This window comes from Burkholderia sp. ABCPW 11, from assembly GCF_001523445.1.
Classification (GTDB): Bacteria; Pseudomonadota; Gammaproteobacteria; order Burkholderiales; family Burkholderiaceae; genus Burkholderia.
On sequence record NZ_LOVM01000073.1, the window covers coordinates 73,776 to 94,115 of the forward strand.

Genomic DNA, 20,340 nt, shown 5'->3' on the forward strand with positions numbered 1-20,340 from the left:
CACGAGGATCCGATCATGAACTCCACGCTCGACGGCGTCGTCGCTGCTCCGGACCACCCACCCCGCTCCGCCACGCCGTTGCGTGCCGGCCTCCTCGGCATCACGGCCGGACTCTTCGCGCTGTGGATCACGCGCGACCACCCGGCCCTCGACGCGGCCACCCGCGCGGTCATCGCGAGCCTCGCGATCATCGGCACGATCGCGCTGCACGAACTCTTCGTCTCGCGCGTCTACCTGCGTCCGAGCGCGGGGCTGTCGCGGCAGGCCGTCCGGCCGCTCGGCATCGCGCGCGTGGCGACGCGGCTCGGCGCGCTCGCGTCGGTCTACGCGGGCATCGGCGCGATCTACTGGCTGCTGCCCGAATACCACGGCGCGTTCTACCTGCCGTTCTGGTCGCTGCTGCGCTCGCTCGCGCCGTACGTGATCGTCGCCGCGCCGTTCTACTTCGCGTGGATGGACCGCCACCAGCGCGAGACCGACGACGCGTACCTGCTGTGGGGCCGCTTCCTGTTCCGCCGCGAGCAGCCCGCGAGCTGGAAGCCGGTGCGCGAGATGCTGGCCGGCTGGGGCGTGAAGGCGTTCTTCCTGCCGCTGATGACCGTCTACCTGTCGAAGGACGCCGATCACCTGAGCGCGTCGCTCGCGAACGCGATGCATGCGCCGATGACGATCGCGACCTTCGTGTTCATGTATGACCTTTCGTTCACGATGGACCTGATGTTCGGCACCGTCGGCTACCTGTGCACGTTCCGCATCCTCGACAGCCACGTGCGCACCGTCGAGCCGACGACGCTCGGCTGGGTGGCCGCGCTGATCTGCTATCAGCCGTTCTGGTCGCTGATCTCGAACAACTACATCCGCTACGAAGGCTCGGTGTTCTGGGACAACTGGCTGCTGTCGGCGCCGACGCTGCGCGTGATCTGGGGCGCGACGATCATCCTGCTGCTGCTGACTTACGCGCTGTGCACGATCTCGTTCGGGCTGCGGTTCTCGAACCTCACCAACCGCGGGATCATCACGTCGGGCCCGTACCGCTTCACGAAGCATCCGGCCTACATCACGAAGAACCTGTCGTACTGGATGGTATCGGTGCCGTTCGTCGAGCCGCTCGGCTGGCAGATCGGGCTCATGCACTGCGCGGGGCTCGTCGCGGTCAACCTGATCTACTACACGCGTGCGAAGACGGAAGAGCGTCACCTCATGCGCGATCCCGACTATCGCGCGTATGCCGAATGGATCGCACGGCACGGGCTGTTCGCGCGGATCAGGCAAGCGTTCGGCGCGCGGCAGGCGGTGTGACGTGGCGACCGGGAGCGGCCTCCATGCCGCTCCCGTCCCTCGCATGGGCGTCGGCCTGCCTGTCGCGGGCTTCGCACCCGCAACGACACTTTTCCACGCATGCCCTCCAGCGCTCGACGATGCGCTTTCGCGTATAACTCCCGAACGTGTCGGCACGCCCCATGCGGCCAATTGTCGCGAAACGCCGCGATTCTCCGCTTTTCGTCGCCTTTCTCCGTCAGTCCGATTGCCCGACTCCGACGCGTCGCGTATGGTGCTGGCCGTCCGCGCACGATCCGTCGCCGGACACCCGACCGTCGTCCCGCACGACGGCCGTGCGGGCCGTGCCCGCCGCTCACCGTCTCCGCGACGCCACCTGGCGCCGCGCGTTCATGAGGAAAGAGGCGTGATCCACAAAGTCCTGATCCTGTTCGCACTCTGCATCGCGGGCCTCGCCGCGATCGCCGCCGGTTTCCAGCACATCCCCAGCTGATTCGCGGCCCCGGCTCGCTTCGCCGAGCCCGGGGGCCGCACCCGCTTCCGTTCCCTTTTGCGATGAACCTCTTTCCCGAACCGCCCGGGACGGGCGGCTTTTGCCATGCGTATCGACGTACAGCATTCCCAGCACGACATCGACGACGAACTCGACACCCTTTATGAACGTCTCCACCAGCCGGGCCATCGCCTGCACGGGCTGCCGGCCGTCGCACTCGGCCGCTCGGGCCTGATCGTCCGCCACCGCGAAGCGGACGGCGAATACTTCCTGTATGTCGAGGATCCGGCCGCGCGCCAGCTCGCCGGCTATACGGTGTTCAACCGCCTGCCCGAACTGCCGCGCCGCGCCGACCGCTACCTGCGCGCGCCGCATACGCGGCTGCGCGGCTCGGCGCAACGCAAGGGCCTCGCGACGACGCTGTATCGCTGGGGGCTCGATGCAGGCCTGTGCCTGATCAGCGGCGCGCGCCAGTCGGTCGGCGCCGCGCAGCTGTGGACGGCGCTCGCGCAGGATTACCGGCATGGCTTCGTCGATGTCGAAGGCCGCGCGCTGCGCTATCTCGGCGAAACCGTTGCCGACGACGTGCACGGTGCGCTGCATACGCGGCGGCTGTTGCTCGGGCGCGGGTGGGGAATCGGCGAATTCGCGCAGGCGGCCGGGATGAACGATGCGGTCCAACCGCCGATGCGATAATCCGTCGAACCCACGCGACGCGCCGGCTCAACCCGCCAATCGAAAAACGCCCTTCGATGACCGCCGATCCCCGAACCGACGTCACCCGCCCGCTCGACATCGTCGCGCTGTGCGGCAGCCTGCGTGCGCAGTCGTACAACGCGGCACTCCTCGACGCAGCCGCGCTCGTCGCCCCGCCCGGCATGCGCATCGCACGCTTCGATCGTCTCGGCGAATTCCCGCTGTTCAATCCCGATGCCGAATATCCGACGCCCGCCGCGGTGCGCGATCTGATCGACCGCCTGAACGCGGCCGACGGCGTGCTGATCGCCAGCCCGGAATACGCGCACGGCGTAACCGGCGTGATGAAGAACGCGCTGGACTGGATCGTGGGATGCGAGGCCGTCGTGTACAAGTCCGTGGCCGTATTGAACGCGTCGCCGCGCGCGACGCATGCGGATGCGGCGCTGCGCGAAACGCTGTCGGTGATGTCGGCGCGCATCGTCGAGCCCGCGTCGATCGCGCTGCCGATCCTCGGGAGCCGGCTCGACGCGGCGGGCATCGCCGCGCATCCGCCGTTCGCGTCGGCGCTCGTCGGCGCATTGCACGCGCTGCGCACGGCGATCGACGTCACGAGCGCCGGCCGGTAGGCGATCCGCACGCCGAACGCGTGCGGCGTGGCGTTATCGCACTTTCGCGCGCGTCGTCTTCTTCGCGGGCCGGGCCGCTTTCGCGCGCGGTGCTTCCTTCTCGGGCTGCGCGCCGCCGCCGACGAGATCCTCGAGCCATGCGAGCGCATCGACGTACGACAGGAACTGCTGCAGGTAGTCCGGCGACAGCTCGCGCATCGTCGCGAGCGAGCGGTGCACGAGGCTGTTCGAATTGAGCGGCCCCGCGTTGCGCGGCACCTGGTCGAGCGACTGGCGGTATTGCTGTTCCGTGCGGACTTTCGACCACGTCGCGCGGAAGTAGTCGACGAGTTCGGGATCGAGCCCGCGCCGGTCGGCCTGCGCATCGCGCGCGAGCCCTTCGACGAGCGCGGCAAGCGCGCCGCGCGCGGGCGCCTCCGCAGCGGCTTCCCCCGTCTCGCGCGGGGTGCCGGCGTCATTGCCGCGCGCGACGATCTCCGCGAACCCTTCGATCAGCGTCGCCAGCCGCGCATCGACCAGCGTGCGGGCAGCGCCGTCGAGCAGGGCCGCGCGCCGTTCGAGCGCGTCGATCCGGTGAAAGCGCACGGGATCGAGCCGGTCGGCGCCCTGCTCGCGCCATGCGTCGAGCGTCGCGCGCACGTGCGTCGCGTCGCCCGTCACTTTGCCTTTCCTCCGTTCGACGCCGACTTGCGCGGCACCGGCGCGATTTCCACGCGGCGGTTCTTCGCGCGGCCTTCGTCGTCTGCATTGGAGCTGACCGGCTGTTCGGAACCGAACGCGGCCGCGAACACCGACGAGGCCGGCACGCCGGCATCGATCAGCGCGCGCGTGACCGTCAACGCGCGTTTGGCCGACAGTTCCCAGTTGTCCGCGAACAGGCGGTTGCCGGCGTGCACCTGCTGGTCGTCCGCGAAGCCGCTGACCATCAGAATCTCGTCGCGCGTCTTCAGGTACGTGGCCAGCGGGCTGGCCAGCGTCTTCAGCAGGTCGCGGCCCGCGGGCTGCAACTGGTCGGAGTTCAGCGCGAACAGCACGTTGCCGCTGATGCCGATGCGTCCGTTCACGAGCGTCACGCGGCCGGCCGCGAGCGGCCCGGCGAGGGCCTGTTCGAGCGACTTGCGCTGCTGCGCCTCGAGCTGGCGTGCACGCACCGCTTCCTCGAGCTTCGCCGTGAGCTGAAGCTGCATGCCGATCACGCCGACGAGGATCAGCACGAACGCGCCGAGCAGCACCGACATCAGGTCGGCGAACGCGGGCCACACCGGCGCCGATTGCGCGCCGCCGTCGATTTCGTCGTGCATGCGTTACGCTCCGACGGGCGCCCGCCGGCCGGCGAGCTGCTGCAAGTCTTCGACGATCTGCTTCTGCGACATCACGCTCAGGTCGATCACCTCGCGCGCCTGCGCGACGTAGTACTCGAGCTGTTCGTCGCTGCGCGCGAGCGATTTCTCGAGCGCGGCCTCGATGCGCTGCAGATGGGTCAGCAACTTGTCGTTCGATTCGCCGAACACCTGCACGGCCATCCCGAATGCGTCGCCGAGGCTCGCCACTTCGACAGCGCCGGCCGTGACCTGTGCGGCCACCGAATCGAGCTTGCGCGTCTCGGCGTCGACGGTGTCGTTGAAGCGCGCGCCGACGCGATCGAGCAGATCGGCCGACGTGCTGACGAGCGCGTCGATCGCGGCGCGCTGTTCGGTCGACGCGTGGTTGACCGCGCCGAGCAGCGTCTCCAGCGTCGCGAGCAGGCGGCTGCGTTCCTCGAGCGTCGCGGTGTCGCGCACCATGCTGTCGGACAGGCGCTGGCGCAGCTCGGCGACGACGTCGGCCGCGGCCTTCGGCGCCTCCGACGCGGCCTGCACGAGGCGCGAGATTTCGTTGATCGTGTCGCTCGCGTGAACCTGCGCCTGCGCGGTGATGTCGTTCGCGGTGCGGGCCAGCGTGTCGCAAATGTCCTGCTGGCGCGCCGCGGCCTGCGCGCTCGTCTGCGCCCATTCGTCGCGCAGCGCGGCCGCCATCGCCGCGAGCGAATCGCTCCAGGCAGCGAGGCGCTCTTCGTCGCGTGCGGCCAGTTGCGATTGCAGGCCAGCGTGCGATTCGCGAATCGTCGCCAGCAGATCGTTCGAGCGCTGCTCGAACGTCGACGCCTGTGCGGCCAGGTCGCGCGTCGTTTGCGCGAGTGCATCGCAGATTTCCTGCTGACGGCCCGCGCTGTGCACGCCCGCACGCTGCCATTCTTCGCCGAGCTTCGCGGCCATCGCGGCGAGCGAATCGTTCCACGCCGACAGACGTTCCTCATCGCGCGCAGCCAGTTGCGATTGCAGGCCGGTGTGCGACTCGCGGACCGTCGTCAGCAGATCGTTCGAGCGTTGTTCGAACGTCGAGGCCTGCACGGCCAGGTCGCGCGTCGTTTGCGCGAGTGCGTCGCAGATTTCCTGCTGACGGCCCGCGCTGTGCACGCCCGCACGCTGCCATTCGTCGCCGAGCTTCGCGGCCATCGCGGCGAGCGAATCGTTCCACGCCGACAGACGTTCCTCATCGCGCGCAGCCAGTTGCGATTGCAGACCGGTATGCGAATCACGAATCGTCGACAGCAAATCATTCGAGCGTTGTTCGAACGTCGACGCCTGCGCGGCGAGGTCGCGCGTCGTTTGCGCGAGCGCGTCGCAAATTTCCTGCTGACGGCCCGCGCTGTGCACGCCCGCACGCTGCCATTCGTCGCCCAGCTTCGCGGCCATCGCGGCGAGCGAATCATTCCATGCCGACAGACGTGCTTCGTCGCGCGCCGCCAGTTGCGTCTGCAAACCCGCGTGCGACTCGCGCATCGCGGCGAGCGTCGCGGCCGAATGGCGTTCGAACGTCGCGGCGGCTTCGCCCAGCGCGCGCGCATGCTGGCCGGCCAGCGTCTCGCCGGCCTGCTCCTGGCGCGACAACGCCTCGCGCCATGCGTCCGACAGGCGGCCTTCGGTCGATTCGAGGCGCGTCGCGACGCCGTCGAGCAAATCCGACGAACGCTGCGCGAACGTGTCGGCGAACTGACCGAGCGTCGTCTCCAACCGCTGCGCGACGGCATCGCTCGCGCGGCGCTGTTCGTCGATCGCGCGGTTCCACACGGCCGTCACGTTGCCGGCGGTCTTCTCGAAGCCGTCCGTCAGCCCATCTAGCTGACGCTGCACCGCGCCCGTCACGGTGTCGCGCAGCGCGGCCATCTCCTGCGCGAGCCCCGTCATCGTCGCGGCGACGACCGGCTGCAGCGCCGCACCGGCCACGCGCGCGCTTTCGGCGGCGCTTTCCTTCAGCGCGTCGCCAACGTTCGACGCAAGGCCCGCGTACGCCCGCTCGGTCCGCTCGAAAAACGCCTGCTGACTTTCGAGCTGGCGATCGTGCAGCGCGACGCTGCGCGCCTCGAGCGTCGTCATCATCGTCTGCAGCCGGTCGACCAGCGCTGGCATCACATCGGCCTGGCGCTGCAGCAGCCGGAACGATTCGTCGCGCTGATGCGCGGACGAATGCACGCGCAACGTCGTCGCGATCTTCGCGTCGAGCTGCTGCGCCGCCTCGATCCGCTCGCGGCGCACGAGCGCGGACAACAGCCCGAGCATCGCAGACGTGGCCACACCGGCGATCGACGTGCCGAACGCGAACCCGAGCCCCTTCACCGGCGCGATCAGCGACGCGCGGATCGCATCGAGATCGGTCGCGCTCTCGAGCGCGGCGCCCGTACCCTTCAGCGTGACGACCATCCCGAGCAGCGTGCCGAGCATGCCGAGCAGCACCAGCAGGCCGACGAGATAAGGCGTGAGCGCCGGGCCCGGCAGGGCGACGCGCGCGCCTTCGACCCGTGCGCGCACCGCGCCGCGCAGGCCCGGATGCAACGTATCGAGCCACGTGTCGAGCTTCGCGGGCGAGGCAGTCAGGCCGGCGACCGCGTGCGACAGCGTGGCGGTCGCCTGCCGGTAGCGCAGCAGCTCCCATGCGCCGGCGACGTAGCACGCGCCGATCAGCAGCGTGACGGCCGACGCCAGCGGGTTCGACGCGACATAGCCGGCGCCGATCCAGCCCACTGCGAGCAGACCGGCGACGAAGACAACGAGATCAAGGCGAATTCTGGACATAGCGTGTTGATTAGCAGGTGCGAAGGGCCGCGAGCAGCCCGTCTACCGTTTGAAACCGGACTTCGAGTTCGGCTAGCAGGATGCTTTGCATCTCGTCGCGAAACGTATCGAGCCAGGCGCCGGGCACGATCGCCGCGACGGTCGCGGTGTCGGCCGCCGTGCCTTCTGCGGCAGGCGCGGATGCGTCGGGCGTATCAGAACCGGCGGCCGTCGCGGCCGCGGATTCGGCGTCGGCCAGCGCCTGCCGCTCCGCGTCGCGCAGCCGCGCGAAGCGCGTGCCGAGCAGCGCGGGCACGGCCGACAACAGGCTGCGCTCGCGCGCGCCGAGCACGCGCTCCATGATCGTGTCGAGCGTCGCGAGCCGCGCCATCCCCGACGAGCGCGCGGCGAGCGCGACCCGCAGGCGGCCGCGCAACTGGCCGATCGCCATTTCCATGTCCTGCTGCAGGGTCAGATAACGCTGGCGGAAGTCCGCGAAATCGGCCGTGTCGGCGGCCGGCGGCGGCGGGTCGCCCGGCCGCCGCCGCGCACGCGGCCGGTGGCTGGCCGTGATCGCCTGCGCGAGGTCGTGGCGCACGCGCGCGCAGTCGCGCTCCGCGTCGTAGCCGCGCACGCCGGTCGCGACGCCCGGCGGGCTCGCGTTCAGCGCGGACGACAGCGTGATCGCGTCGGTCCAGCCGAGCCACTGGCTCAGCCGGTCGGACAACGTTTGCCGGGATTCCGCGACGTCGGCATCGGCCAGGCGCGCGAGCAGCCGGACGAGCGTCGGACCGCTCAACGCCGGGCGCGGAGATGCTTGCACCATGCTGCAAACCGTCAAAAAAGGCAGCAGTTTACACGTCGTCGGGCAGTCGACCGCCAGAATCGGGAAAGCAGCGCGGTTCGGCGCGCCGTGCGCCCCGCGCCAACGCCCGTCGCGCAAGGCTCGACGGGCGGCGGCAACGGGCGGGACACAGGCTCGGCTGCGGCCGGTGGGCGGCCGCGCCATCGGGACGCCACGCGTTCGCGACACGCCGACGCGCGCTGGGGCGAGTGGCCCGGGCGGCCCGGGCGATTCCCGCTGCTAACCGGCGACGGCCATGGCCGGCCGCTGCCATGCGCTGATGAAGCAGCGCTCAGATCCCCGCTTTCGGTGCATTCAGGATCAGCCGCAGCCCGAGCAGCGCGATCGCGCCGGCCGCGATGCGGTCGACCCATTTCTTCGCGCGCAGGTAGAGTTCACGCGGCCGACGCGTCGAGAAGCACAGCGCGACGAGCGTGTACCAGCCGAATTCGACCGCGAACACGAGCGGCGGCAGCACGAGGTAACACCACAACGGCGGATGCTGCGGAAGCAGCGCCGCGAAGATGCTGCCGTACCAGATCGCCGTCTTCGGGTTGCTGAGCTGGGTCGTGAGGCCGGTCCAGAACGACTTGCGCGCGCTGCCGCCGGCCATCGCCCGCGGATCGTCCATCGCGATCGGCCGATCGGCGCCGCGCCAGATCTTCGACGCCATGTAGATCAGGTAAACGCCGCCCGCGATCTTGAGGCCCACATACAGCCATTCGACGGCCTGCAGCAGCGTATAGAGCCCGGCCAGCGCGACGCCGCCGAACACGATGCCGCCGATGCCCATGCCGAGCGCGGTGGCGAGCCCGTCGCGACGCGACAGCCCGATCGAATTGCGGGCCACCAGCACGAAGCTCGGGCCCGGAATCATCGCGCCGAGAAACAGCGCAGCCAGGATGGCGAGTACGGCAGCCGATGCGGTCATCGACGTCTCCTTGGTCAGCGACGCCGCTGCGCCGGCGCCTGCGTGTCGTTTCCGACGGTGGGGCCGTCGATTCTGGCACGCTTCGCGCGTGGCCGGAAGCGGCTGTGCGCTGCTATGCTGGCCCTCTTTCCCGTCATTCCGCGCCGCCCATGATCGAGACCCGCGTCGCCCGCCATCCCGACGATGCCGCCGCCGTCGAAGCGATCTTTCGCGCGTACGTCGCGCGGCCGACGGCCGGCCTCCGATTCGACGACGACGCGCCCGGCAATCCGGCGCCCGGCGCCGCGTTTCCCGGGCGCGATTCGTAACGCCGCGCGACCGCCCCCTTTTCCCCTTTCAACCGGACCGCCCGCCATGCGCGCTCTTCGCCTTTCTGCCCTGCTGCTCCCGCTCCTCGCCGCACTTTCGCTCGGCGCCCGCGCCAGCGGCCTGCCGAAGTCGATCGCCGCGCAACTGCCGCCCGGCTACCAGCCGCTGCTCGCGCAAGCCGGCCCCGATCTCGACACCGGGCGGCACAGCTTTCTCGTCGTCGTGCATCGCGCGGTCGATACACGCGAGCAGCCGTCGCCGCGCCCGCTGCTGATCTACGAGGAAGAGGCCGACCACACCTACCGGCTCGCCACGCGCAACGACCAGGCCGTGCTGCGCGCGAACGAAGGCGGCCAGTGCGATCCGTTCGATCCTGAAGACGCGGCCGACAACGGCCTTTCGGTGAAGGGCCGCTATTTCACCGTGCAGAATGTCGTCGCGTGCGGGCAGCACTGGACCGACTACGTCACGTTCCGCTACGACCCGCGCACGCATGGCTGGCTGTTTTCGAGCCAGATCGTCACCGAATCGTTTCCGCTCGACGACAAGCCCGACCACGTCACCGTCACGCGCGCCGACGCGCACCGTCCGGTGCCGTTCGGGCAATGGAAACGCAAGGACTAGCCTCCCGGTACGCGCCCACGCCGCGGCGGCGCCGATTTTCAATCCGGCGCGTCGCCCGCGCGTCGCTCGCGACGCCCGGCCAACGGGTCTACCATAGGCGCTCGTCGCCCATGGGCGATCGCCGGCACGGCATGCGGCTTGCGCCTGCCCCTTTCCTCGTTGCCCCCGCACAGGAGGACGTCATGACGCAACACTTCGATGCGATCGTCATCGGCACCGGCCAGGCCGGGCCGCCGCTCGCCGCGCGGCTCGCCGGCGCCGGCATGAAAGTCGCGATCGTCGAGCGCGGCCGCTTCGGCGGCACCTGCGTGAACACCGGCTGCATCCCGACCAAGACGCTGATCGCGAGCGCGTACGCCGCGCAGCTCGCCCGGCGCGCCGGCGAATACGGCGTGTCGGTCGGCGGCCCCGTCACCGTCGACATGAAAGCGGTGAAGGCCCGCAAGGACCAGATCTCCGGCCGCTCGAACCACGGCGTCGAGCAATGGGTGCGCGGCCTCGACAACACGACCGTCTTTCAGGGTCATGCCCGATTCGAACGCGCGAACGCGGTGCGCGTGGGCGATGAAGTACTCGAGGCCGGACGCATCTTCATCAACGTCGGCGGACGCGCGCAGGTGCCCGCGATGCCGGGCCTCGACTCGGTGCCGTACCTGACCAACTCGACGATGATGGACGTCGACTTCCTGCCCGACCATCTCGTGATCGTCGGCGGCAGCTACGTCGGGCTCGAATTCGGCCAGATGTACCGCCGCTTTGGCTCGCGGGTCACGATCGTCGAGAAAGGCTCGCGCCTGATCCAGCGCGAGGACGAAGACGTGTCGCAGGCCGTGCGCGAGATCCTCGAGAACGAAGGAATCGACGTGCAGCTCGACGCGAACTGCCTGAGCGCGCGCCGCGACGGCGACGGCATCGTGGTCGGCCTCGACTGCGCGGGCGGCGGCCGCGAGGTCGCGGGCTCGCACCTGCTGCTCGCGGTCGGGCGCGTGCCGAACACCGACGATCTGGGGCTCGACCGCGCGGGCGTCGACACCGACGCGCGCGGCTACATCACCGTCGACGACCAGTTGCGCACCAACGTGCCCGGCATCTGGGCGCTCGGCGACTGCAACGGGCGCGGCGCGTTCACGCACACCGCGTACAACGACTACGAGATCGTCGCGGCCAACCTGCTCGACGACGATCCGCGCAGGGTGTCCGACCGCATCGCGGCCTACGCGATGTACATCGATCCGCCGCTCGGCCGCGCCGGCATGACGCTCGCGCAAGCGAAGCAGACGGGCCGCCGGCTGCTGGTCGGCACGCGCCCGATGACGCGCGTCGGCCGGGCGGTCGAGAAAGGCGAAAGCCAGGGCTTCATGAAGGTGATCGTCGACGCGGACAGCCACGCGATCCTCGGCGCGGCGATCCTCGGCGTGACCGGCGACGAAGTCGTGCACGGGATCCTCGACGTGATGACCGCCGGCGCGCCGTACACGACGATCAGCCGTGCGATGCATATCCACCCGACCGTGTCGGAGCTCGTGCCGACGCTGCTGCAGGATCTGCATCCGGTCGAATGACGCACGGCAGGCGGGCGGCCGCGCACCGCGCTGCGGCGGTATGCGAAGATGGCCGCTCGCCACGTCATCCGGAAATGCCATGGACCGCCTGCAAGCGATGCAGATCTACGTACAGATCGTCGAACGCGGCAACTTCACGCAGGCCGCCGACGCGCTGCAACTGCATCGGCCGGCCGTCACGAAAGCCGTGCAGCAGCTCGAACAGGAGCTCGGCGTCCGGCTGCTGAACCGCAGCACGCGCCGCGTCAGCGTGACGGCCGAGGGCGAGGCGTTCCATGCGCGCTGCGTACAGCTGCTCGGCAGCATCGACGACGCGTTCGCGTCGTTCCCCAGGCAGCGCGCGGTGCCGAAGGGCCGGCTGCGGATCGACATCGCGCTCGCGCTCGCGAAGACGGTCGTGATCCCGGCGCTGCCCGACTTCCAGCAATGCTATCCGCAGATCGAACTCGTGCTCGGCACGAGCGACCAGCCGGCCGACCTGATCGGCGAAGGCATCGACTGCGCGGTGCGGGTCGGGACGCTGAAGGATTCGAGCATGGTGGCGCGCACCGTCGGCGCGGTGCAGATGGCCACGTGCGCGTCGCCGGCCTATATCGCACGCCATGGTTTGCCGCGCACGCTCGACGAGCTGCGTACGCATCGCGCGGTCAACTTCTTCACCGGCCGCAATCGCCGCGTGCTCGAGTGGACGTTCCGCCCGCACGGCGAAACCGTCGCGGTGAAACTCGCGAGCGGCGTGCTCACCGACAACTCGGAAGCGCTGCTGTCGTGCGGGCTCGCCGGCCTCGGCATCGTGCATGCGTTGCGGCCCGCGCTGCAGCCGAGCATCGATTCGGGTCGGTTGATCGAGCTGCTGCCCGGCGTGCCGGCCGTGCCGAAGCCGGTGTCGGTGCTGTACCCGAACCGCGCGCATCTGCCCGACAAGGTGCGCGCGTTCATCGACTGGCTGACCGAACTGTTCGCGCGACGCTATCCGGCATAACACGGGTTCGCGCCGATTGTTATTCGTCGAATAACAATCAATGATCGGGCCGCGCGTTTATCCGGCGCGGGCGCCCGCCTACGATGCTGCTTCATCGACACCCGTTCATCGAAGGAGCACTCCATGGCCCGCATCGTTCGTTTCCACCGCACCGGCGGCCCCGACGTACTGCAGATCGACACCGTCGACGTGCCCGCGCCGGGCCCCGACGACATCCAGCTACGCGTGAAGGCGATCGGTCTCAATCGTGCGGAAGTCATGTTCCGCCGCGGCGAATACACGTTCATGCCGCGTTTTCCGGCGTCGCTCGGCTACGAGGCGTCGGGAGTGGTCGCGGCGGTCGGCCGCAACGTGACGGCGTTCGCCGAAGGCGACGCGGTGAGCGTGGTGCCGGCGTTCTCGTTCGCCGACTACGGGATGTACGGCGAGGTGGTCAACGTGCCCGCGCATGCGGTGGTCAGGCATCCGGAGAGCCTGTCGTTCGAGGAAGCGGCCGCGACGTGGATGATGTTCGTGACGGCCTACGGCGCGCTGATCGAACTCGGCGGGCTCCAGCGCGGCGATGCGGTGCTGGTCGGCGCCGCGTCGAGCAGCGTCGGGCAGGCCGCGATCCAGGTCGCGAACCAGATCGGCGCGGTGCCGATCGCGCTGACGCGCGGCGAATCGAAGCGTCGGGCGCTGCTCGATGCAGGCGCGAAGCACGTGATCGTCGGCAGCCCCGCCGACCTGCCGCAACAGGTGGCCGAAATCACGGGCGGCATCGGCGCGCGTCTCGTGTTCGACCCGGTCGGCGGCCCCGACGCGGCGAACCTGCTGCGTGCGCTGGCCACCGGCGGCACGTTCTTCCAGTACGGCGCGCTCGACACGCGCGACATCCCGGTGCCGGTAATGGACCTGCTCGCGCGCCACCTGACGCTGCGCGGCTACGAGCTGTTCGAGATCACCGGCAGCGCGCAACGGCTCGAACGCGCGAAGCGCTTCATCGTCGACGGGCTCGCGGCCGGCACGCTGAAGCCGCGAATCGATCGCACGTTCGCGTTCGACGACATCGTGGACGCGCACCGCTACATGGAAGCCGGCGCGCAGGTCGGCAAGATCGTCGTCACGGTCTGAGCCGCTCGTCAGCTTTCGAAATACCGCGGCCGGTCGATATCGGCCAGCAGCCGCGGCTGCGTCGGCGCCCAGCCGAGCGATGCCCGCGTGCGCTCGCTGGTTGCGGGCGCATCCATCCCCGCAAACATCGCGAACCAGCCGAAGTGCTCGCCGGCTTCCGCCGCCGACTTCGCGACGACCGGCACGTTCAGCCGGCGGCCGATCACCTCGGCGATCTCGCGGAACGGCACGCCCGTATCGTCGACCGCGTGATAGCGCGCACCGGCCGCGCCGCGTTCGATCGCGAGCCGGTACACGCGCGCCGCGTCGAGCCGGTGCACGGCCGGCCAGCGGTTCGCACCGTCGCCGATGAACGCCGATACGCCCTTCTCCCGCGCGAACGCGATCAGGCGCGGCACGAACGCGTGATCGCCGTCGCCATGCACGGACGGCGGCAGGCGGACGACCGACGCATGCACGCCGCGCGCTTCCAACGCGACCGCGGTCGCTTCGGACGCACGCGGATAGCTCGCCGACACCGGCACGTGCGGATCGTCCTCCGTCGCCGCCCGGCCGGGCGCGACGAGCGCGAGGCCCGACGTGACGACCAGCGGCCGCGCCGAGCCGGCGAGCACCGCGCCGATCGTCTCGATCGCGCGGCGATCGAGTTCGCAGTTCTGCGCGAAACGCGAGAAGTCGTGATTGAATCCCGTATGGATCACCGCATCGGCGGCCTCGGCGCCGCGCGTCAGGCTGTCGAGATCCTCCAGCGACCCGCGATGGACGTCGGCGCCGGCCGCGGCAACCGACGCCGCGGCCGCATCGGACCGCGCCAGCCCGAGCACCGAGTGCCCGGCCGCCACGAGTTCGGCCACGACGGCCGAGCCGACGAATCCCGATGCTCCCGTAACAAAGACACGCATGTTCAGCACCTCCGGATGAAATGGAGGCTTACTATGTGCCGATGGCCGCTCGCGGTGAAGCCGTGACGGTTTACCGGTAAACGAACTAACAGGATATGGCTGACGCCCCCGACAACCTGCTCGGCGCGTACCTGCGGGACCGCCGCGAGAAACTCGACCCGGCCGCGCTCGGGCTGCCGGCCACGCGCCGCCGCACGCCGGGCCTGCGGCGCGAGGAAGTCGCGCAGCGCGCGCATGTGAGCGCCGCGTGGTACACCTGGCTCGAACAGGGGCGCGGCGGCGCGCCGTCGGCCGACGTGCTCGACCGGCTCGCCCGCGCGCTGATGCTCAACGAGGCCGAGCGCGAGCACCTGTTCCTGCTCGGCGTCGGCCACCCGCCCGAGGTGCGCTATCACGCGCCGGCCAGCGTGACGCCGCGCCTGCAGCACGTGCTCGATTCGCTCGACGCGAGCCCGGCGATCATCCGCACGGCGACCTGGGACGTCGTCGCGTGGAACGACGCAGCGGCCGCGACGCTGACCGACTACGCGACACTGCCGCCGGCCGCACGCAATATCCTGCGGCTGATCTTCGTCGACGCGCGCGTGCGCGCCGTGCAGCCGAACTGGGAGCGCATCGCGCGGTTCGCGGTCGGTGCGTTTCGTGCGGACGTCGCGCGCAGCGGCGCGACGCAGGCCGTGCAGGCGTTCGTCGATGAGATGCGCGCGACGAGCGCCGAATTCGACGCGATGTGGCGCGACCACGCAATCCATTCGCAGCACGAAGGCACGAAGGAGATCCGCCATCCGCAGGCCGGCCGGATCGCGTTCGAATATTCGGCGTTCACGGTCACCGGCCGCCCGGATCTGAGCCTCGTGATCTTCACGCCGGCGACGCAGGACGACCGCGCGCGGATCCGGGCGCTCGTCACGGCCCGCGAACGGGCACGCAGCACGGTGCAAGCGCCGGCCGTGTGACCGCGCACTGCTTTCCCGGGGGCTTGATTCCGCACGACACGGATCGACGGATCGCGAAGTAGTATGTGCCGTTCGATATCGACCACTGACGAACGCGCGCGGAAAACGCAAAGGGGCGTCGCGCGCGGATGCGCGACGCCCCTGGTTCATTCACGGAAAAGTACCGACTATGCCGCGCGCTGCAGCAGGTCCGTGGCGAAAGACTTCGCATGCGCGACGGCTTCCTGCGCGTCGCCGAATACGCCGAGCTGATCCCAGTGCTCTTCGGCCGCGTAGGTGCCTTTCACGGCGAGCGCCCGCTGGACGCTCAATTGCGCCGCGTACCGGCCATCGTCCAGCGGCCGGGCCTTCGCGACGACCTTGTGCGGCGGGCTGGCCCGCTCCGGCTGAACCAGCTCGACAGGGCCGCTGGCCGTGCCGATATTCATCAACTCGTTCCTGGCGTTGCAGTCGGGGCAGTAGAAGCACCAGCCTGCGTCCTCCTGATGGTGCCTGACCTGCCCGCGAGCCAGCACGGCACGACATTCGACGTTTTCGCAGATGAACGGCATCGCAGTCTCCGGAGTTGTTTGTCGGAAATCCTAGCATGTCCGCGGGCGGTCAACCATCGGCATCCGCATGATTGCCGCGCCGGGGTTTCGGCGGGTTACGGAGGCCCGGCCGCGGGAGCGTCGCCGCCTTCCGCTGCACTGCAAAATCGGCATGTTTCCCGGATCGGGAAGTAGCAGGCGCGACCGCGCGCCGGATCGTGCCCCACGCATTCTCGGAGAATCGTGCAAGAAATGCGGACTTGCGGAATAACGGTCACGCATGCTTCCGCGCGATGCTGTCGGTTCTTCATCTCCCACCGAGGAACGGACATGACCCGCCACGACATCGAACAGAAAGTAATCCTGATCACCGGCGCGAGCAGCGGCATCGGCGAAGCCACCGCCCGCTATCTGGGCGCGCGCGGTGCGCGCCTGATGCTCGGTGCGCGCCGCACCGAACGCCTGGCCGCGCTCGCCGACGACATTCGCGCCGACGGCGGCACCGCGGCCTGGCGCGCGCTCGACGTCACGCAGCGCAGCGACAGCGTCGCCTTCGTCGACGCCGCGCTCGCCGAGTACGGGCAGATCGACGTCATCGTCAACAACGCGGGCGTCATGCCGCTGTCTCCGATGGCGTCGCTGAAGGTCGACGAGTGGGACCGCATGGTCGACGTGAACATCAAGGGTGTGCTGTACGGCATCGCGGCCGCCCTGCCGGTGATGAATCGGCAGGGCTTCGGCCAGATCGTCAACGTGTCGTCGATCGGCGGATTGCGGGTATCGCCGACGGCCGCCGTCTATTGCGCGACGAAATACGCGGTACGCGCGATCTCCGAAGGCTTGCGGCAGGAGAACGACAAGCTGCGCGTCACGTGCATCTGCCCGGGTGTCGTCACGTCCGAGCTGGCCGACACGATTACCGACCCGGTCGCCGCCGAAGCGATGACGCGATACCGCAGCATCGCGCTCGAACCCGACGCGATCGCGGCGGCCATCGCGTATGCGATCGCGCAGCCAGCCGATGTCGACGTGAACGAGATCGTCGTGCGTCCGACCGCGACGGTCGCGGGCTAGCGGACGACGCGTCTGCCCGAGGTCGCCCGGGATAAACTGTCGGCCCGACACCGAACCTGGAGATGCTCGATGTTGATCCGCGTTGCGACACTGGCCGATGCCGTCCCGCTCGCCGAATTGAAGCGCGATACGTTTCGCGAAACCTTTCTGCAGGACGGGTTCGGCATCGACTATCCGCCGGACGATCTGGCCGAGTACGAAGCCCGGACGTACTCGGTTGCGGCGATCGCCGAGCAGCTCGGCGACCCGCAGTGCCGGACGTGGGTCGCGGAAGGCGACGACGGCTCGCTGGTCGGATACGCGCATGCCGGGCCGTGCAAGCTTCCCCACCCGGACGTGGCGGACGGTGCGGGCGAGATCCATCAGATCTATCTGCGCCGCAGCACGCAGGGAACCGGCGCCGGACGGGCGTTGTTCGACGCCGCGCTCCAGTATCTCGCCGCGACGCGCCCCGGCCCGGTATGGCTGGGCGTGTGGTCGGGCAACGCGAAGGCCATCGCGTTCTACGAAAAGGCAGGCTTCAAGCGTGTCGGCACGTACGATTTCAAGGTCGGCGAATCGACCGATCTCGAATTCATCTATCGTCGCTGACAGCGCTTCCTGTCGGCATCGCGTGAACGCGGCGCAAACCGATACAGTCGATCGACGACGGCGTAAGCGACGCCCTGCCGTCGTTTCGAGCCAAATGGCACGATTCGAGGGTTCCCGGTAAAATCCGCCACTCCGGCGCTATCGACTCATTGCTTCGTCATGCATCGAATTGGATTCTTCGTTTGCCGCGGCTACGACGCGCTCGATCTCGGCGGGCCGCTGTCGGCCTTCAATCAGGTGGCCACGGCCGCCGGCCACACGCCCTACGATCTTCACGTCGTCTCGCCCTCCGGCGGCCCGATTCCCGGCAATACCGGCCTTTCGATCGACACGAAACCGATCGGCAGGCGCGCGTTCGACACCGTCGTGTTCGTCGGCGGCGATATCGCCCCGATGCAGACACCGGAAAATATCGCCGCCGCCAGCAAGCTGGCCGCCAACGCGTCGCGGGTGGCCAGCGTGTGCACGGGCGCATTTCTGCTGGCGGAAACCGGTTCGCTGGACGGCTTGAGAGCGGCGACGCACTGGCGCTACGCCGCGCAATTGCAGGCACGCTTCCCGCGCACGCGGGTGGACGGCGACAGTATCTACGTCGTCGATGGTCATGTCTGGACGTCGGCGGGCATCGCGTCCGGCATCGACCTCGCGCTCGGCATGATCGAACGGGACATGAGCGCGGAGATCGCGCGCGAGGTCTCGCGGCTGCTGGTCGTTCCGTATCGGCGGCCCGGCGGGCAGTCGCAATTCTCCGCGATGTCGCGGATGGAGCCGGAATCGGATCGCATCCGCATCGCGCTGAATTTCGCCCGGGAACATCTGGCCGAAGCGTTGCCGGTCGAGCGGCTCGCCGATACCGCCAGCTTGAGTGTGCGGCAGTTCGGGCGTGCGTTTCGCCGGGAAACCGGCGAAACGCCGGCGAGGGCCGTCGAGCGTTTGCGCGTCGAAGCAGCGAGGCTGCGCCTTCAGGGCGGCAGCGAACCGATCGAACAGATTGCGCTGGCGGTGGGATTCACCGATCCGGAACGGATGCGCCGAGCGTTCGTCAAGCTGCTTGGACACCCGCCGCAAGCGGTTCGTCGCGAGAGCAGGTCGAACGCAGCGCGCTGATCGGTCGCCTGCCGATCGGCGCGCTGCATGGCCCACTTCCCGCTAACCGGCTATGGGCGCGTGAGCACGTAGCGCGCCAATTCGCCGGCCGTCAGCGATAGTCAGTCCTTGACCGGCGGGTAAGCGTTCCACATGTCGCGATGCAGTTTCCACGTGCCGCCCTGCTTCAGGAAGACGAGCGTCTGCTTGGCGCGGATCTTGAGCTTTCCCTCACCGTCTCGAACCTCCACGTCCGATACCTCCGTCACGACCCGGTCGTCACCGTAGAACTCGTCGTTGCTGAACGATACGGTGCCGGGTTTCGATCCGGCATACCCGTTGGTGAAGTACTCGGCGATCGCGCGGCGGCCCGTGACTTTGTCGCCTCCCGGCGGCAAGAGCGTACCGTCGTCGGTATAGAGGCGGCTTATCGCGTCGTAGTCCCCTCGCGCAAAGGCATCCGCCCAGCGCGTGTTCTCGGCCTTGATGGCCGCTTCGGGCGGGCGTTGCGCGCCACCGGCGATAGCCGGCGCCGTGAATGCAAAGAAGGACATGCACGCTGCAAACGCAGCAGTACGAAGATGAATCTGTCGCATCGAGTGAGTTCCGAATCGGGTTTGAATTGAAGAGGAGGTGATTCGCACGCATGGCCCGCAAGCGCGTCAACGAACGCCGGGAACGCGTGCGAGTCCCTTCGATGCGCCGGGCAGCTTCTTGTCGACCATCGCGACGAGTTCGGGCCGCGCATCTCTCGGATGACCGGAGTGGAACGGCGGATCGGGATCGTATTCGACGACGAGTTGCGTGTATTCGGCCGCCTGCCGGCCGCGCAGCTTCGCCGCCACGCGCAGCGCGAAATCGATGCCCGCCGTCACGCCGCCGCCGCTCATGAAGCGGCCGTCGTCGTCCTCGACGAAGCGATCGGGCACGGGAATCGCGCCATACTCGGACAGCTTGTTGAGGAAGGCCCAGTGGCAGGCGCTGCGCTTGCCGTCGAGCACACCCGTCGCGGCGAGCACGAGCGAGCCGTTGCACACCGACGTCACATGTCTGGCACTTTCCGCCAGGCGCCGGATCTGCGCCTGATACGCCGGCCGCATCGGCGCCGACAAATTGGACCCGCCGGGCACGAGAATCATGTCGGTCTTGTCGATGTCGGCCAGCCGTTCGGTCTTGCCGTACACGACGCCGAATTCGAGCGTCACGTCGCCGCCATCGAGGCTCGCATAGCGCACGTTCGTATTCGGTAACCGGTGGAAAATCTCGCTGGGGCCCGCGAAGTCGAGCAGCGTGCCGCCGTCATAATTGACGATCAGGATATCGAACGGCTCGTTCGGCGCGAGCAGCCCTGCGCTGCCCGTCTGCGCCAGCGCAGGCGTGGCGTGCCCGAGCAACGCGCCGCCGCCCAGTGCGGCGCCGAGGGTGGCGGCGCTGCCGAACTTCAGGACATCGCGGCGCGAACGGCCTGCCCGCGTGAGTTGCCTGGCAGAGGCATGGTTATCGCTACTGTCGGTCAAGATGATTGCTCCTTGCACTTCGGCCCATCGGCGAGCGCAACCTCGCCGGGCCGGATGAAATAACCGCCACGGCGAACGGCGCGGCGAACGTGAAATCGGGATGGGGATGAGCCGGGATGGCGTGCCGGGCCC

Annotated in this window: 22 protein-coding genes; 13 read left to right on the forward strand and 9 right to left on the reverse strand. The window is 69.0% G+C overall.

Going from position 1 to position 20,340, the window contains the following annotated elements; translation table 11 throughout:
- Positions 1-15 precede the first annotated feature (15 nt).
- The 4 genes from WS61_RS24245 (at position 16) to WS61_RS24255 (ending at position 3,096) form a co-directional block, all read left to right on the forward strand.
- Positions 16-1,299, forward strand: a complete 1,284-nt coding sequence (locus WS61_RS24245) for an isoprenylcysteine carboxylmethyltransferase family protein (protein WP_059504208.1) — start codon at positions 16-18, stop codon at positions 1,297-1,299.
- A gap of 250 nt (positions 1,300-1,549) precedes the next feature.
- Positions 1,550-1,771 carry a hypothetical protein gene (locus tag WS61_RS35040; protein WP_156441875.1) on the forward strand — a complete coding sequence of 74 codons (222 nt, stop codon included), beginning with the start codon at positions 1,550-1,552 and terminating at the stop codon, positions 1,769-1,771.
- A gap of 105 nt (positions 1,772-1,876) precedes the next feature.
- Positions 1,877-2,467 carry a hypothetical protein gene (locus WS61_RS24250; RefSeq protein ID WP_059504211.1) on the forward strand — a complete coding sequence of 197 codons (591 nt, stop codon included), beginning with the start codon at positions 1,877-1,879 and terminating at the stop codon, positions 2,465-2,467.
- Positions 2,468-2,523: 56 nt separating this feature from the next.
- On the forward strand, positions 2,524-3,096 hold the full coding sequence (locus WS61_RS24255; protein WP_059504213.1) for an NADPH-dependent FMN reductase: 573 nt from the start codon (positions 2,524-2,526) through the stop codon (positions 3,094-3,096).
- A gap of 33 nt (positions 3,097-3,129) precedes the next feature.
- Here the strand turns inward: WS61_RS24255 and WS61_RS24260 are convergent, their stop codons facing one another.
- The 5 genes from WS61_RS24260 to WS61_RS24280 all read right to left on the reverse strand — a co-directional run bounded on the left by WS61_RS24260 (position 3,130) and on the right by WS61_RS24280 (position 8,962).
- Positions 3,130-3,756, reverse strand: coding sequence for a DUF2894 domain-containing protein (locus WS61_RS24260; RefSeq protein ID WP_059504215.1), 627 nt, complete (start codon positions 3,754-3,756; stop codon positions 3,130-3,132).
- Positions 3,753-4,397 (reverse strand): OmpA family protein, encoded by a 645-nt coding sequence (locus WS61_RS24265; RefSeq protein WP_034205413.1) that lies wholly within the window; start codon positions 4,395-4,397, stop codon positions 3,753-3,755. Before WS61_RS24265 ends, WS61_RS24260 begins: the two co-directional genes overlap by 4 nt.
- Positions 4,398-4,400: 3 nt before the next feature.
- Entirely contained in the window at positions 4,401-7,208 is a 2,808-nt protein-coding gene (locus WS61_RS24270) for a DUF802 domain-containing protein (RefSeq protein WP_059504216.1), read from the reverse strand.
- Between the two features lie 10 nt (positions 7,209-7,218).
- Entirely contained in the window at positions 7,219-8,013 is a 795-nt protein-coding gene (locus WS61_RS24275; RefSeq protein ID WP_059504217.1) for a DUF3348 domain-containing protein, read from the reverse strand.
- A 310-nt stretch (positions 8,014-8,323) separates the two neighbouring features.
- Positions 8,324-8,962: a LysE family translocator gene (locus WS61_RS24280; protein WP_059504219.1), complete on the reverse strand. Its 639-nt coding sequence runs from the start codon at positions 8,960-8,962 to the stop codon at positions 8,324-8,326.
- Between the two features lie 149 nt (positions 8,963-9,111).
- On the opposite strand from WS61_RS24280, the gene WS61_RS35805 reads away from it, so the two are divergent.
- From WS61_RS35805 to WS61_RS24300, 5 genes are all read left to right on the forward strand, one after another.
- On the forward strand, positions 9,112-9,270 hold the full coding sequence (locus WS61_RS35805; protein WP_257127358.1) for a hypothetical protein: 159 nt from the start codon (positions 9,112-9,114) through the stop codon (positions 9,268-9,270).
- A 46-nt stretch (positions 9,271-9,316) separates the two neighbouring features.
- Complete coding sequence (locus WS61_RS24285) at positions 9,317-9,895, forward strand: hypothetical protein (RefSeq protein WP_059504221.1); 579 nt, start codon at positions 9,317-9,319, stop codon at positions 9,893-9,895.
- Between the two features lie 182 nt (positions 9,896-10,077).
- Positions 10,078-11,457 carry an FAD-containing oxidoreductase gene (locus WS61_RS24290; protein ID WP_059504223.1) on the forward strand — a complete coding sequence of 460 codons (1,380 nt, stop codon included), beginning with the start codon at positions 10,078-10,080 and terminating at the stop codon, positions 11,455-11,457.
- A 79-nt stretch (positions 11,458-11,536) separates the two neighbouring features.
- Complete coding sequence (locus WS61_RS24295; RefSeq protein WP_059504225.1) at positions 11,537-12,439, forward strand: LysR family transcriptional regulator; 903 nt, start codon at positions 11,537-11,539, stop codon at positions 12,437-12,439.
- Between the two features lie 123 nt (positions 12,440-12,562).
- A complete protein-coding gene (locus WS61_RS24300) occupies positions 12,563-13,552 on the forward strand; it encodes a zinc-dependent alcohol dehydrogenase family protein (protein ID WP_059504227.1) in 990 nt (329 codons plus the stop codon).
- 8 nt (positions 13,553-13,560) lie between these two features.
- Here WS61_RS24300 and WS61_RS24305 read toward each other — a convergent pair whose 3' ends face one another.
- Positions 13,561-14,454, reverse strand: coding sequence for an SDR family oxidoreductase (locus WS61_RS24305; RefSeq protein ID WP_059504366.1), 894 nt, complete (start codon positions 14,452-14,454; stop codon positions 13,561-13,563).
- 95 nt (positions 14,455-14,549) lie between these two features.
- Between WS61_RS24305 and WS61_RS24310 the strand changes: the two genes are divergently transcribed.
- Positions 14,550-15,410, forward strand: coding sequence for a helix-turn-helix transcriptional regulator (locus WS61_RS24310; RefSeq protein ID WP_059504229.1), 861 nt, complete (start codon positions 14,550-14,552; stop codon positions 15,408-15,410).
- A 167-nt stretch (positions 15,411-15,577) separates the two neighbouring features.
- Here WS61_RS24310 and WS61_RS24315 read toward each other — a convergent pair whose 3' ends face one another.
- Complete coding sequence (locus WS61_RS24315; protein WP_059504231.1) at positions 15,578-15,961, reverse strand: hypothetical protein; 384 nt, start codon at positions 15,959-15,961, stop codon at positions 15,578-15,580.
- Positions 15,962-16,270: 309 nt separating this feature from the next.
- On the opposite strand from WS61_RS24315, the gene WS61_RS24320 reads away from it, so the two are divergent.
- The 3 genes from WS61_RS24320 (at position 16,271) to WS61_RS24330 (ending at position 18,712) form a co-directional block, all read left to right on the forward strand.
- Positions 16,271-17,014, forward strand: a complete 744-nt coding sequence (locus WS61_RS24320; RefSeq protein ID WP_059504233.1) for an SDR family oxidoreductase — start codon at positions 16,271-16,273, stop codon at positions 17,012-17,014.
- 69 nt (positions 17,015-17,083) lie between these two features.
- Positions 17,084-17,605, forward strand: coding sequence for a GNAT family N-acetyltransferase (locus tag WS61_RS24325; protein ID WP_059504235.1), 522 nt, complete (start codon positions 17,084-17,086; stop codon positions 17,603-17,605).
- Between the two features lie 159 nt (positions 17,606-17,764).
- Positions 17,765-18,712, forward strand: a complete 948-nt coding sequence (locus WS61_RS24330) for a GlxA family transcriptional regulator (protein WP_059504237.1) — start codon at positions 17,765-17,767, stop codon at positions 18,710-18,712.
- Positions 18,713-18,813: 101 nt separating this feature from the next.
- Here the strand turns inward: WS61_RS24330 and WS61_RS24335 are convergent, their stop codons facing one another.
- Both WS61_RS24335 and WS61_RS24340 read right to left on the reverse strand, forming a co-directional pair.
- Positions 18,814-19,287 carry an SgcJ/EcaC family oxidoreductase gene (locus tag WS61_RS24335; RefSeq protein ID WP_059504239.1) on the reverse strand — a complete coding sequence of 158 codons (474 nt, stop codon included), beginning with the start codon at positions 19,285-19,287 and terminating at the stop codon, positions 18,814-18,816.
- A 66-nt stretch (positions 19,288-19,353) separates the two neighbouring features.
- Positions 19,354-20,208, reverse strand: a complete 855-nt coding sequence (locus WS61_RS24340; protein WP_059504241.1) for a DJ-1/PfpI family protein — start codon at positions 20,206-20,208, stop codon at positions 19,354-19,356.
- Positions 20,209-20,340: the final 132 nt, after the last annotated feature.